Annotated in this window: 17 protein-coding genes; 3 read left to right on the top strand and 14 right to left on the bottom strand. The window is 49.1% G+C overall.

All coding sequences use genetic code 11. The features are described from left to right. Positions 1 to 3: 3 nt before the first annotated feature. The 5 genes from EVX52_RS01775 to EVX52_RS01755 form a co-directional block, all read right to left on the bottom strand. On the bottom strand, positions 4 to 207 hold the full coding sequence (locus EVX52_RS01775) for a tail protein X (RefSeq protein ID WP_129990477.1): 204 nt from the start codon (positions 205 to 207) through the stop codon (positions 4 to 6). Next, entirely contained in the window at positions 207 to 677 is a 471-nt protein-coding gene (locus tag EVX52_RS01770; protein WP_129990476.1) for a head completion/stabilization protein, read from the bottom strand. Before EVX52_RS01770 ends, EVX52_RS01775 begins: the two co-directional genes overlap by 1 nt. Positions 678 to 772: 95 nt before the next feature. Next, complete coding sequence (gpM, locus tag EVX52_RS01765; RefSeq protein WP_129990475.1) at positions 773 to 1,429, bottom strand: phage terminase small subunit; 657 nt, start codon at positions 1,427 to 1,429, stop codon at positions 773 to 775. Positions 1,430 to 1,432: 3 nt separating this feature from the next. Beyond that, entirely contained in the window at positions 1,433 to 2,572 is a 1,140-nt protein-coding gene (locus EVX52_RS01760) for a phage major capsid protein, P2 family (RefSeq protein ID WP_129990474.1), read from the bottom strand. Positions 2,573 to 2,607: 35 nt separating this feature from the next. Beyond that, entirely contained in the window at positions 2,608 to 3,456 is an 849-nt protein-coding gene (locus tag EVX52_RS01755) for a GPO family capsid scaffolding protein (RefSeq protein ID WP_129990473.1), read from the bottom strand. A gap of 23 nt (positions 3,457 to 3,479) precedes the next feature. On the opposite strand from EVX52_RS01755, the gene EVX52_RS25650 reads away from it, so the two are divergent. The 3 genes from EVX52_RS25650 to EVX52_RS01745 are packed head-to-tail and all read left to right on the top strand — an operon-like array spanning position 3,480 to position 6,376. Further along, positions 3,480 to 3,602, top strand: a complete 123-nt coding sequence (locus EVX52_RS25650) for a hypothetical protein (RefSeq protein WP_255466637.1) — start codon at positions 3,480 to 3,482, stop codon at positions 3,600 to 3,602. Continuing rightward, the gene (locus tag EVX52_RS01750) at positions 3,599 to 5,362 is read left to right on the top strand and encodes a terminase ATPase subunit family protein (RefSeq protein ID WP_129990472.1); all 1,764 of its coding nucleotides are present in this window, start codon (positions 3,599 to 3,601) and stop codon (positions 5,360 to 5,362) included. The genes EVX52_RS25650 and EVX52_RS01750 overlap by 4 nt, the downstream gene beginning before the upstream one ends. Beyond that, the gene (locus tag EVX52_RS01745; RefSeq protein WP_129990471.1) at positions 5,363 to 6,376 is read left to right on the top strand and encodes a phage portal protein; all 1,014 of its coding nucleotides are present in this window, start codon (positions 5,363 to 5,365) and stop codon (positions 6,374 to 6,376) included. Positions 6,377 to 6,398: 22 nt separating this feature from the next. Here the strand turns inward: EVX52_RS01745 and EVX52_RS01740 are convergent, their stop codons facing one another. From EVX52_RS01740 to EVX52_RS01705, 9 genes are all read right to left on the bottom strand, one after another. Continuing rightward, positions 6,399 to 8,405 carry a hypothetical protein gene (locus EVX52_RS01740; RefSeq protein WP_129990470.1) on the bottom strand — a complete coding sequence of 669 codons (2,007 nt, stop codon included), beginning with the start codon at positions 8,403 to 8,405 and terminating at the stop codon, positions 6,399 to 6,401. A gap of 443 nt (positions 8,406 to 8,848) precedes the next feature. After that, positions 8,849 to 9,016: a hypothetical protein gene (locus EVX52_RS25235; protein ID WP_165385156.1), complete on the bottom strand. Its 168-nt coding sequence runs from the start codon at positions 9,014 to 9,016 to the stop codon at positions 8,849 to 8,851. A 206-nt stretch (positions 9,017 to 9,222) separates the two neighbouring features. After that, positions 9,223 to 9,621 (bottom strand): hypothetical protein, encoded by a 399-nt coding sequence (locus EVX52_RS01735; RefSeq protein WP_129990469.1) that lies wholly within the window; start codon positions 9,619 to 9,621, stop codon positions 9,223 to 9,225. After that, on the bottom strand, positions 9,582 to 11,813 hold the full coding sequence (locus EVX52_RS01730) for a replication endonuclease (RefSeq protein WP_240783422.1): 2,232 nt from the start codon (positions 11,811 to 11,813) through the stop codon (positions 9,582 to 9,584). Before EVX52_RS01730 ends, EVX52_RS01735 begins: the two co-directional genes overlap by 40 nt. Before the next feature lie 79 nt (positions 11,814 to 11,892). Beyond that, on the bottom strand, positions 11,893 to 12,117 hold the full coding sequence (locus EVX52_RS01725) for a TraR/DksA family transcriptional regulator (protein ID WP_120506006.1): 225 nt from the start codon (positions 12,115 to 12,117) through the stop codon (positions 11,893 to 11,895). A gap of 2 nt (positions 12,118 to 12,119) precedes the next feature. Continuing rightward, the gene (locus EVX52_RS01720; RefSeq protein WP_240783421.1) at positions 12,120 to 12,398 is read right to left on the bottom strand and encodes a DUF2732 family protein; all 279 of its coding nucleotides are present in this window, start codon (positions 12,396 to 12,398) and stop codon (positions 12,120 to 12,122) included. A 65-nt stretch (positions 12,399 to 12,463) separates the two neighbouring features. Further along, positions 12,464 to 12,766 carry a hypothetical protein gene (locus tag EVX52_RS01715; protein ID WP_129990468.1) on the bottom strand — a complete coding sequence of 101 codons (303 nt, stop codon included), beginning with the start codon at positions 12,764 to 12,766 and terminating at the stop codon, positions 12,464 to 12,466. A 7-nt stretch (positions 12,767 to 12,773) separates the two neighbouring features. Beyond that, positions 12,774 to 12,944: a phage filamentation protein Fil family protein gene (locus EVX52_RS01710; RefSeq protein WP_129990467.1), complete on the bottom strand. Its 171-nt coding sequence runs from the start codon at positions 12,942 to 12,944 to the stop codon at positions 12,774 to 12,776. A gap of 2 nt (positions 12,945 to 12,946) precedes the next feature. Beyond that, complete coding sequence (locus EVX52_RS01705) at positions 12,947 to 13,453, bottom strand: phage regulatory CII family protein (RefSeq protein ID WP_129990466.1); 507 nt, start codon at positions 13,451 to 13,453, stop codon at positions 12,947 to 12,949. Position 13,454 lies beyond the last annotated feature (1 nt).

Genomic DNA, 13,454 nt, shown 5'->3' with positions numbered 1-13,454 from the left:
TCATCAGTCCCAAAGTGAGACGGTTTCGCTGACTGCGGCCTGGGTTATGTCCGGCAGCTCCACCGCGTAGCCATGGGGCAGAATTGCCCCCTGTGCGGCTAAACCAACGTTAGCCGCGTAAACCTGTTCAACTACCGATCCCGTGCGCCCGTAATACCGCCAGCAAAGCAGATCCACGGTGTCGCCCTGTTCGGCAGTGACTTTCATCAGAGCAGCCCGATGATGCAGTGAGACACACCGGCGACGTCGCTGATGGCATTGCGTCCGTCCCGCCATAAATCATCAACGGTGCTTTCGACAATCTCGGCCTTTTTACTGCCAGCATCGGTGGTATCACTGTTCGGATATCGTTCCGCAAGAATGGCAGCCGTAATGGATGAAACCGCCCGCAGGTAGGCACAGACTTTGATACTTTCGTCATCAATCTGGTCTGCCTGGACATCAGAGAGGGTTTTGTATCCCTGAGCCACCTGTGCAACGCGGTAGCTGTAAAGCTCAGCGTTCACTTCGGTCAGCGCGTACTTAATGACGGCTCGCAGTCGTTTGGCGGTCACCGTTCCTTCCAGGCGCAGCGTGTCCCGCAACTCCACCGGATTGATATCCGGCCAGAAGTGCGTGTTTTTGATCGCGGGTTCCGTCGCGGCGTCCGGCTTTGGTGCAGGTACAACAAGAGACATAGTGACCTCTGAATAGGGGACGGTGGACGCCAGCGTTGAACGAGGTCACAGACCTGTCGCGGCTGGCGTGCCGTCCGGCGCGGGGCGCGTTCTGTTTAGCCGTTGGCCGCCTTTTTGATGGCTGACTCCAACCGCTCAATATCCTTTTTAACGCCGCAGTTGCTGTTCAACTGTAAGGCGCGTTTCAGGTGTTGCAGGGCGAGCGGCAGTTTTTCCGCGTCGCGATACAGATAGCCGGTGATTTTGTGCAGCTTGGCGCGTACCTGATCCGGCATGTCCTGACTGTCAGTCAGTTCCATCGTGGTCATCAGTACATCGAGACTGACCGGCTCACCGGCAGCATGAGCGCGGGCGCTCATGTCGGCGATTTCCTCCGCCAGTGCATAACCGGCAGGGCGTTTGCCGAACGGCATCGCCAGCTTGTAATGCAGCGCATAGCGGGCAATTTCCAGCGCACCGGCGTAGTCACCGGCATCAATACGCCAGATCATGATGGTCATCAGGATGGCGTCCTGAGCGCCTTTACCCTCAGCGAGAACGCCCGCCACCCACGGCGCATATGCGGGCAGCATCTTGCGTTTGAGTTCTGCCTTTTTCTCAGCGGAATAGGCTTTCTTCAGGGCTTTCTGGTCAGCATTAAGCTTTTGCAGCAGCAGTTCATAGCCGGTGGCATGACGCAGCAGGCTGGTATCCTGCTGCGCGGCTTCGATAGCTGACTGCCGCAACAAATGACGTCGGGCAGGGCTGGTCATGGCTTACTCCTGAGCTGCCGGTGCAGTGGTACCGGATGCAGTTTTGATGGCATCAACGATCGCCGAGGTGAATTTGCTGAGTTCGGCCTTTTCAGCGGTTTCGTCTTCTCCGGCGGTCACTTCGATGTTTTCGATCAGGCAACCGCAGCCGTAGTCTTCCACCACGTAATCCTCGTTAATGGATTCGTAGTTTTCGATACGGTCACGCTTTGGTACTTCCTCAACGTGGCGGCGGTGCGTGCCGTCCTGCCAGTAAATGGACAGGTTATCCAGACGGGTGATCAGCATGGCATTGGCAGGGAAGCCGGGCACACGCACGGCGGGCAGATTGCCGATGCGTTTCTGACTGATGATCAGATCGGCAGCCATTGCCTCAGTGTTCGGCTGCTGTTTGTTGATCAGCGGGAAATACTTATCCGCGAGCAGCTTGCGGCCGCAGATAACCACCAGTTCGGTGTCGTCCTGATAGATGGGGTCGATCAGTTCATTTACTGCATCAAAGACCAGCGCGTCGAGGTTTTTGTATTCACCTTTGCCACCGACTTTTACCGCCTCATTGGTCACGGTGCCATCTTCGGCGACAATCATGCCCATCACTTTGGTCGGGGCATTCAGGCGGTATTTTTGCAACCAGCCCACGCCGACATCCTGCAACAGCGGATTCTGAACGCGGTTAGACGTCGGTGCGCGGGAAATACCGTTAAAGCCGACAAGGATGCGATCCAATGCCTGACGCTTAATAATGGCGTCACGCAGGCGGGTTTGAAAATCGTTATATCGCGCCCACAAATCCAGCTTGCTGTACATCCAGTGGAAATCGTAGTTGGTTTTGGTGCAGTGGTAGCCTTCCTGATCCAGCTTGGTGAAATCAGCCGTTTCGCGCTCGTCACCCGCATCAGTGTTGGTGGTACTGGCAATCGTGCCGGTGACGCCGACGCCAACTTTCGCGCCCATCATTTCGTCCACCGGAATGATGTTGATACGGGTCAGAAACTCTGAGGATTCCTGTAGCCGGGTCATCAGCGTCTGCGTGACGGACGGCTCGACGTTAAATTTCTTGTCCAGCGTACCGACGTCAACGTTGTTGAGCTTGGCGAGCTGGGAGAGGAACGCATTAAATTTAAAGCGCGTTTCTTTTTTCATGAAATGTTTCCTGAGAATGAGTTAAATGTGTCGGATCAGCAGTCGGTCACTGTCTCGTCTAAGCCTGCGCCGCCGGTAGCATGCGGACGCTGGCCGAACTTCTGCGCCGGTGTCTGCGCTAACTTGCCTTTCAATTCAGTGAGGGCGTCATGTTCGGCAGCGGTGGATTTTTCCAGGGTATCGACGCGGCTCAGCAGGTCGGTCAGGCTGTTTTCATGCTTATCCAGTCCGGTCTGAGCGTATTGAGCGACCTCGCTGACGGCTTCGTGAACATCAGCCAGGCGGGCATCATCAGACGCCTGTTTACGTGAAAGTTTTTGTTTAACCAGCGCGAAAAGAGAAGGGGTAGATTCCGGTGCCTCTTCGAACTCAATCAGTGCTTCGGTAGCCACGGTGAAGAGGCTTTCTGGGTCGGTTTTACGACCGGCCAGCGGGTTCTGTTTGGCTTTGCGGCTGAACTCCAGCATTTCAGTGCCGAGGCTTGCAGGGTCGTCGGTGACGGCCAGACCGACCAGGTAGGATTTATTGGAATTGGCGAAGTTGCGTTTGATCTCCATCGAGGTGTAAACCTTCTGTCCGTCGCCGACCATCTGCGTTAAATCCGCGGTCGGGCTGATCATTGCGTACAGCGCCCATTTGTCATGCAGCAGCGGTTCAGCTGCATCATCAATTTGTTCGGCTTTCAGCTGGATCACGTCGCCATAGCGGCGGAAATCGCTGGTCGGCAATACGCCTTTGATGTGCTCCAGATTGACGCGGGCACCATAGGCTTTCGCGCTGTATGTCTCCGCCATTTGCTTGATGTCGTTAGCATCAATTTCGCGGCCGTCGCAGGTGTCGCCTTCGACCCCGATGCGGAACCATTTCGATACTTTCTTTGCCATGTGACTGACTCCGGTAATGAGTGTTGAGAACGGGAGTTAGTTTCCAGACAGTCACCGCAGGCCGCCAGCCGATGCGGGTTGTTGCCCGATGGCACAACGTGGGCAGCGCGAAAAACGGCTGTCTGCCCGGTAACGTGACGGCATGAATATTTCAAACTCCACCATCATCAGCGACCCGCGCCGACAGGCGGCACTGCTTTACTGGCAGGGTTTTTCCGTGCGGCAAATCGGGGAGATGCTCAGCCAAAAAACGCCGACCGTGCAGAGTTGGAAAACTCGCGATCAGTGGGAGGCCATTGCGCCTATTTCTCGCGTGGAAACCAGCATGGAAGCGCGACTGATCCAGCTCGTCATGAAAGATGTAAAAGAGGGGAAGGACTACAAAGAGATCGACCTGTTAGGCCGACAGATTGAACGCCTGGCAAGGGTAAACCGTTACAACCACACCGGCAGCGAGGCTGATTTAAACCCGAACGTCGCCAACCGCAACAAGGGCGAACGAAAGGCACCCGATAAGAATGTTTTCAGCGATGAGGCCATTGAGAAACTCGGCGACATCTTCATTGAAACGTCGTTTGAGTATCAGCGCGGATGGCATCAGGCCGGACTTCAGCATCGTATCCGCAACATCCTCAAGTCCCGCCAGATTGGCGCAACCTTCTACTTTGCCCGGGAAGCCCTGATTGATGCGCTGACCACCGGACGCAATCAGATTTTCCTGTCAGCCAGTAAGGCGCAGGCGCATGTCTTTAAGAACTACATCATCGACTTTGCGCGACAGGTTGACGTGGATCTAAAAGGCGACCCGATTGTGCTGCCTAACGGCGCACGGCTGATTTTTCTCGGTACCAACGTCCGCACTGCGCAGAGCTATACAGGCAATCTGTACCTGGACGAATACTTCTGGATCCCCAAGTTTCAGGAACTGCGCAAAGTGGCTTCCGGTATGTCGCTGCATAAGAAATGGCGTAGCACCTATTTCTCCACGCCATCCAGTCTGGCACACAGCGCCTATCCGTTCTGGTCGGGCGAACTGTTCAACAAAGGCCGTCGCAATAAATCTGACAGGATTGACCTGGATCTCACGCACGCGCACCTGTCAAAAGGCGTGCTGTGCGATGACGGCCAATGGCGGCAGATTGTAACGGTGGAAGATGCGCTTTCAGGCGGCTGTAACCTGTTCGACCTGGAACAGCTGCAACTGGAATACAGTCCTGCCGAATATGAAAACCTGCTGATGTGCGAGTTCGTGGACGATCAGGCGTCGGTGTTCCCGTTCGCCGAGTTGCAGGGCTGCATGGTGGACAGCCTGGACGAGTGGGAAGACTACGACCCGTACCTGAAACGACCGTTTGCCTATCGTCCCGTCTGGATCGGTTACGACCCGTCGCACACCGGCGACAGCGCAGGCTGCGCGGTAATTGCTCCGCCGGTAGTGTTTGGCGGCAAGTTTCGCGTGCTCGAGCGTCACCAATGGAAGGGTATGGACTTTGCCGCGCAGGCCAAAAGTATCGAAGAACTCACCAATCGTTATGCCGTGGAGTACATCGGTATCGATGCGACAGGCATCGGGCAGGGTGTATTCCAGCTTGTTCAGCAGTTCTTTCCTGCGGCGCGTGAGATCCGTTACAGCCCCGAAGTGAAAACCGCGCTGGTACTAAAAGCAAAAGACACCATCAGCTCCGGCCGCCTGGAATACGACACCGGACACACAGACATCACTGCTTCGTTTATGGCGATCCGTAAAACCATGACCGCCAGCGGCAACCGTTCAACCTACGAAGCCAGCCGCAGTGAAGAGGCCAGCCACGCTGACGTCGCGTGGGCAATCATGCACGCCCTGTTAAATGAACCGCTGACCGCCGCCAATGGCGGACAAAGCCCGAACATTCTGGAGTTCTACTAAATGAGCAAGCGTAAATACCGTAAAGCCACGCAGACCACGACCACTGAAAGCCCGCAGGGCGCAGAGGTATTCAGCTTCGGTGATCCGACGCCGGTTTTAGACCGCCGCGAGATTCTGAATTACATCGAATGCACCGGTAACGGCCGCTGGTATGAGCCACCGGTCAGTTTCGACGGCCTTGCTCGCAGCCTGCGCGCCGCCGTTCACCACAGCTCACCGATTTACGTGAAGCGGAATATTCTCGCTTCAACGTTTATCCCGCATCCGTTGCTTAGCCAGCAGGAGTTCAGCAAATTCGCGCTGGACTATCTGGTGTTCGGGAATGCGTACCTGGAACTGATCCGCAATCAGCTCGGCGAACCGTTACGCTTTGAGGCTGTGCCGGCTAAATATGTGCGACGTGGAGTGGAAGAGGGGAGTTACTGGTTTGTGCAAGGGTGGAAGGAACCGCACCAGTTCGCAACAGGCAGTATCTTTCACCTGATCGAGCCGGACATTAACCAGGAGATTTACGGTTTGCCTGAATACCTGAGCGCTCTTAACTCTGCCTGGCTAAACGAAGCCGCGACGTTGTTCCGCCGGAAGTATTATCAGAACGGTGCTCATGCGGGCTACATTTTGTATATGACCGATGCAGCACAAAGTAGTAGTGATATTGACTCAATGCGAAAGGCGATGCGAGACACCAAAGGCCTGGGAAACTTCCGCAACCTGTTTATGTATGCCCCTAACGGCAAGAAAGACGGCATTCAAATTCTGCCGCTGAGTGAAGTTGCGACCAAGGATGATTTTTTCAACATTAAGAAATCCAGCCGTGATGATCTGCTGAGCGCGCACCGCGTTCCGCCGCAGATGATGGGAATCATTCCTGATAATGCGGGCGGGTTTGGGGATGTGGAGAAGGCGGCGCAGGTGTTCGTGAGGAACGAGCTGACGCCGCTGCAGGAGAGAATGAAAGAAATTAATACCTCGTTAGATGAATGTGCTGTTTCTTTCAATAAATATAATCTGTGAAACGATAGGCCGTTAAAACGGCCTATCGTTTATTTTTAAGTTTTCTTTTTTCAGAGTACTCTTTGTAAAAATCTCTGGTTGAAAAAGTGATTTTTTTGGCTAGATTGTATTCTTCGTCAAATGATTCAATGTTTTTGCATCCATCAAGAATAGTCATTATCTGAGGGATGCTCATGAATGAATTATCAAAAAATTGTGGCGTATTAACACTTTTATAGGGTTCTGTTAATCTGTTGTATTTATTGAATATTTCAAGATAAGCCCTCCAGTTTACCAATAGTGAATCTAACTCAGCGTTTGAAGAGCTAAAATTAGTTTGGACTGATAACCGTAATATAGTATTAAAAACTGTGCTGTCTTGGAGTGCTCCAAAATCATGTAGGCTCAAGGATATTTTTTGGATAGGATTTCCATTATATTGTATTGTATGAGAGTTCTTGCCATTCTTCAAAGTTAACTCTTTATCTTTCAAAAGTACGTATTCAATTTTGGCGCATTGAGATTGTGATCTCATTACGCTATCACCTAAATCTTTAATTAGATAAAGCTCTTCTCCAGACATCGCCTTTCGAGTTAATGATTTCTTCTTAAGTTCAAAAATATAAATGTAATTTGGGGACGTAATTATTAGGTCACAATCTCCATTTGTTTTTCGATCTTTGGATTTGAAGTCGCCGTAAAAAACTTCAATTCCAGATTTTTGAAATCGCTCAATCAGAAAATTTTCAAGGTATTTGCCAATTTTACTGTCGATAGCATTGTTGAAATTGTTGCTAGGATAGCTAATTTGTTTTATTGCTGCATTTAATGTTGCTAGACAAGTAATGCTAGATGGTAAGAGTAATTTATTTTTTTTGAAGTTAATTATTGGTCTTAAAACGTGATCTATCTTCTCGCTTGAGGGAGGAAATGATAGTTTCCCATCCGAGTTAGACTCAAATATAATATTAATGCAATTAATTAGCTTACGAGTACTAATTTGTGAGATCTCCTTCAATTCAGATAAAGAAAGTTCTTTAATGGTATTTTTATCACTCAGCTTAATTATCCCTTGAGCAACTTTGAATATCTGATGAAGAGTTATGCCGTAGCTCGATTTATTCATGTCTGAATGATTCGTCGATATATAGCTAAGGACCTCCAGGCTATATTCTTTTTTAAATTGAAAAAAAGAAATCAAGTTATCATAAAGAACATTTTCTTGTAAAAAATTAATTATTCTTTCTGGATCAACATACATAGATTCCCACATTACATAAGGCTGTATTTCGAAAGTGGCAACCAAATCTCTAAGGAAATCGATAAAGTTTTTATAAGTATCAATAACAGTGTTTAAACTACATGTACCGGGCTTATCAATATTGTTTACAGCTAATGCGATAATATAGCCCCACGGGTACTCAGGGGATATTACCTCGAGACCCTGAGTTGTTTTCCTGTGTAGAAGATACCTTTCTTGATTGGGATCTAATAGGCTTGCTAGCATCTGAAATACTAGCTCTAAGCAGCGTGCTCCACCAATTTTAGATAAAAAATCATCGATAATGATTTCGATTCTATTAAAAGATTTAGCGTCAATAAATATTTCATTGTTATGGAGTTGATAATCAATTCCAAGGGGGGTTATTTTTTTCCATGCATATGAAAAGTCAGTGTTTTTTTTATGAAGGGCAAGGTGGTCATGTGAAGGATTGAAATAATTAGACGACTCTTTTGCATATGTGCAAATCTTTATAATTTCAAGCCAATCCTCAGGCGTGTGTTTTAATTCACTATTGGTCTGAATTTGAAAGTTGGAAGCATCCCATATCATACTAACTATATCAAAATATGGCCTGAGGTTTTTTGCGTTATTAATGTGTTCAAAAATTAAAAGTTTTCTTAAATGTAAACAATCTTTCCTTATGTTCCAGTTTTTATCCTGACAATATTCCTTTATCTTTTCATAAGATTCTTTTGATGTCATGTTCATTTGCAATGGGGAGGCTAATGCAATATCGCATAAGTCTCGAAATTTCTGCGCATCCATAAATCTTCCTTGTGATTAAATAAAAATAAGTATGCATCCGCAGAAGACTGAAATGCAATGCTTCCCTACCATGTTCACTTAAAAAGTGTTCCTATGCTTGAATATTTCAAGCGGTATCATATTCGAGATATTGAAGGAGTAACTGCTTAGCATTGCAAAGTATATGAGATCCAATATTTAGATTTCCAACATTACTAATCTGAACGTGTTCTTATGTCAGCTCAGCATTTGTCTAGGCGCAACTGCATGTGGACTATCTTGCGCGCAATGCTATCCCCGCCACGCCTGCCCGCTTTATGGGGTGCTTTTGATGCAGTTGCGTGATCCACTGTGATCCACGCCAGTACTGGTGTCACGGGGAGAAAAGAGCAGGGCGATCACAATGCAAAATCATGCACTCACTGCATGCAGAGCTGTCAAAGAGAGATCGCCCGCATTCCTGGCTATTCTTCATCGTCGTAAACAGAGAACGGCACTGATTGCGTGTCTTCTTCATCCAGAACGCTGTCGGCCATATCAGAGATCATTTCCATCACCAATGCGTACTCGTCATTTCTGCACTGGGCTGACTGTGCGATGTCAGCCATAAGCCGGATTTTTATCAAAGCCATCTTTAGCTCATGAGAGGATTCCATTACTCACTCCAACGCACTGGTTATTTATACAGTATAATATTACTATTCTTTAACAAATTCCAATAAAAACTGTATGTTATTGTTTTAATAATAACCATAGCGGATGGTTTGTTAAGGCCGATGGCAGCGAATTCTGTCTCAAATAGTCAGCCATGGACGGGTCAAAATTATGCATTGGTTTTTTATTGCTCTTCCATTGGCGGCTTACCATTAGGTTTAACACCTCCATTGTTTTGCTGCTCCTTCAGTTCTTGTTCGGACTTTTCAATCCATTGCTGCATTTGAGGGTATTTTGAGTACAGTTGTCGCTGGAAGGGTGGCAAATGGCTAAGGCTATTATCAATCTGGTCAATTGCAGGTGTTGACTGGGGAGTTTGAGTAGCTTCAGGAGTTGGAGACGTTTGAGGCTGTTCTGCTTCTTCAAAAGCCGGCAATCCCTTGCATTGATTGCAAATTTTATCAATATTATAAAATATTTCTTTATAATTCAGCTCTGTACGACATTTCTTACACAGTTTTATTTTGTTAGCTACAAATCGCGCTATGTCTTCTGCCTTATACCATTCATCGTCTTCGTGCATAAATTTTCCTTGTTCTCAACTTCAGCCGATGGCTTCCCAAAGTCGTACGTCGTTGCCTGCTGCTGATTTGGGTAATGCTCCCTCGAATGATGTTCCATTTCAACTGTATGATCGTAGGTTTTTTCCGCTATGTTTTGCGATAAGCCTTCTTCGCATGTTTTCTTTGGATGAAGAGATGGTCTAACAACTCTCTTCCCTTTGAATTGCGCCACAATCGCCCTCACGGCGGCAGTGTCCGTCCAGTCAATAGTTCGTAAAGTGTATGAAGTGGAGCCTGTAGCATCGCTTTCAGCTTGGTTATCGTGCTCATTTTCGGCCTGTTCCTTTCCACCCAACCCACAGTTATTGACAGGACTCCGAGGCGCGCCGGGGGCGCTTTTTAAGGTCAAAACCTCAACGTCAACGGCGGAAGAAACGATGCGCCATTGAGTTGTACGGGTTTCATAAACACGGGAGTCGCCAAGGTGAGGCGCGAAAATGCCCACAACCTTTTTCACTTCTTCATCGTATGCGTTCAGCTCGTCAGCTACGCGGCGAGCTACGCGCACAGTTTGATCGTCGCGAGGCACATTTGCGCCGCCCTGGGCTGACATGTACGCCATAAAATCACCGGCATCAGCAGCAGCGCGGACAGCTTCCACTTCTTCGTCAAAGGTTTCAGTCAGACTGATGGAACGGATGCGGCGGCACTCACGATATGAACCCATGGTAGGCAGGCCGATAGGATGAAACTGCGGTATACGCCAGGTAGCAGCCCAGGCAGTAACAGCAGCCGCGGAGTCAGTCAGCAACTCGCCGGTTTCGTGGTCACGCTCGCCTTCCAGTGCATAACCGTCGATGTTCTTTGCGATGTATTTGGCAATATAGCCAGCCGCGCCGCCACGGTTGAGATGCTTACAGTCAAAGCGGTTTTTAGCTGCACCGCGTTCGTCACCGTCTTCCTTCATGGCGTATTTGCGCATGATATCGATCACCCGCTGACGCATGGCGGGCTTGGTGAATAGCATCATGTGCCAGTGCGGCGTAGCGTCGTGGTGAGGTTCGACAACGCGCATCCCGTAAACAGACAGACCGCTATCCTTGAACGCGGTGCGCATTTTGCTCCAGATCCCGCACAAATAACGCTGCGCATCTTTCGGGGTATAGGCTTCTTTGTCCCAGGCGTGATTGCGCTGAACGCGTTTTTTATCACCCTTGCCCACCATGCGGGTTGGGTGATATTTGGACGGGGTGGTTATGGTCAGAAACATCCCGATGTCGCCATTCGCAGCAGCATATTTTTCGGTACCGGCTATGGTGCTCATCAGTTCCATGCGTCGGATCTCAGGATTGGAGATGCTCGCCATCGCTTTGTCGATCAGATTGAAACGCTCGCCGGTTTCGATGTTTTCCAGGTCGCAACTTTTCAAATAGTCGAGATTCGACAGACGGCGCGCACGTACTTCACGGATAGCCTGCTTACTGGCATAGGGAGAGGCGTCACGGTTAACCTTGCCGATGGCGATCAGCAAGGATTCACGCCAGCGGGTGCGCTGACCTTTAAACTGGCGTAACCACCAATCCGGATTAACCAGGCGCGATATGGCTGCGATAGCGGAAACTGCATTCAGCTTGCCTTTGCAAAATCTTGTCCAGTACATCGGCGTGACATTGAAAGCCTGTGCCATACCGGCGATTTCGCTGTACAGCTCGCACTGAGTATCACCTTCAAAAAGAATCGAATTATCGCCGTTGTATTGGGCAAGCAGCTGATCACAACGGTCTTCATAGATTTCTTTGAGTTGTCCGGCGATGTCCTGAGCGAACCGTCGCAGCGGTTTATCGCTCATACTCGGCAGGCTGTGATAGGTGTCGGCCTCAGACATGAATTTCATGGAGGCTTTAACATTCATTGCATGAGCGGCATTAACCGCTTCGACGCGGGGAAGGATGCTGCGAGCAAGGGCATAAACCAGGTATTTATTGGCGGCGTGAATGCCCTGAGTTTTCAGCAGATACGCATGGCGACCTGTGAAAATTTCCCGCAGGTCGGTAGAGAGGGCTTTTACTCTGATTAAAACAGCTTGCCCCTGATTGTATTCATCACGGGTAAGCGGTCTTTCGAGGCCAGAAACGGCCTGGCGTGGTTTATTCCAGGGAAACGCCCAGACTTCGGGCGTTTTAATCTGCGGAGTGAAGCGGCTGGCCTGCATTACATACCGTCTTTGATATCAATGACCAGATAGCCAGCGTTAACACCGGCCAGGATGAGTAATGCCACTGAGAAAACGATCACTTGTTTCCTCTGTAATGTCTGGCGTTCAACTCGGCCAGTTCTTTGCAGTAAACACAAAGCTCAACCCCTGGCAGAGCTGCACGGCGTTCCTCTGGTATCGGACGATTACACTCGATGCAGAACATTGCGGAAACGCCTGCAACAGTTGCGCGGGCGGCTTGGATTTGGGCGGAAAGGACGAGATCAGCGCGCTCCTGGGCGGTATCGATTACATCAGCCATTGTTACGCCTCCGCTTCACTTTGGATTCGGTTAGCTTCAATGCGTAGTGCCTCCGCAGCTTCAATCCCTGTCATTTCACGTTTGAGGATAAAACTGGCAATCGCTTCCAGGCGGCCAGCAAATACAACCGCTCGATTGGCGCGTTCTTCATTACGAGCAGTGTCGAGCATCAACGATAAATCAGGAACTGAGGTGTAATCGCGTTCTGGTGAAGCTAAATCAATGCCCATAACTGGCAAATCAACACTATTCTGACGGGTGTTATCAATCATATTTTTCATGCAGAACTCCTGTTTTTAGGCAAAAAAATGCCCGGCGGGTTGACGCCAATTAATTTGAATTCGGGTTAGTGTTTAATATTTATCTTGCAGTCATCATCACTGACAAATTTTGGCAGTGATTCAGTTAAACCAAGCAAAGAATTTAGCGCCGCAACTACTTGATGCCTTTCCGTCGGCGTTAATTCAGCAAACTTCATCTCAAGATGGCGGCGAGATAAGCCAGCATGAAAACAGATTGTTCTACGCATGTGCAGCGGCTGAGTATCAAATGTTTCCTGCGCTACATTCTTTCTGAAATCAAACATCTCTTTAATTCTGGAAAGATGTTTTTTGCCAATTTGAATATGCTCTTCATTCACTAAAGACATAATCACCTCAACTAAAAAGACGCTTTAAAAGCGGTTTTGAATTTCTCACGGCCTGTGGGGCAGTGGCTTGTGACATTGAAGGGTTCCAACGCTTTCCACCTGGCAACTCGATGCAGCCATTGCCGAAGTGGCGAGATGGACTTTGCTGTTTTAAAAATCGAGCGATAGAAACAGCCATAGTCACATCAGCCCATTTGTCGTGACGCTTGCAATGGCACCAACTGCAGATGCCAGGGCTGGTGATGCCTGTACTCGGCCTTGAACAACTAAACCGATCAATGACAGATGGCGAATACCAGCATTAACACCTTCGAGTAAGGACATACGGCGTTGTGAACTGACCGCACCACCTTTCACTGCATCAGCTGCAATAGAACCTACGGCGGCAGTTGCCTGTAGTGCGTAGGTAGAAATATTAGAAGTAGCAATCTCATTGACTGGAACTGACGGCAGGCAATTTATCTGTGCCAGCATGCCATCAAGAAGAGAGGCATCCTCAGTCAAATCAGTGATTAAAAGAACTTCTTCACAGGTAAGCTTATGAGGTTGTTCAGTGTTGAACTTATTGCGCAGGATTTGGGGTTTAGTCCCCATCAGCGCGGCAAGTTCGGTAAGGTTATGACGATTCACAAATGCCTTACATGCATCGTCAAAGTGAGCGTGTTTGGAAACGCGATAATCAAACATT

The organism is Rahnella sp. CFA14(1/10) (assembly GCF_004195095.1).
GTDB lineage: Bacteria > Pseudomonadota > Gammaproteobacteria > Enterobacterales > Enterobacteriaceae > Rahnella > Rahnella perminowiae.
The sequence above is the reverse complement of the archived record's forward strand: the minus strand, read 5'-3'. Positions and strand labels throughout refer to the sequence as shown.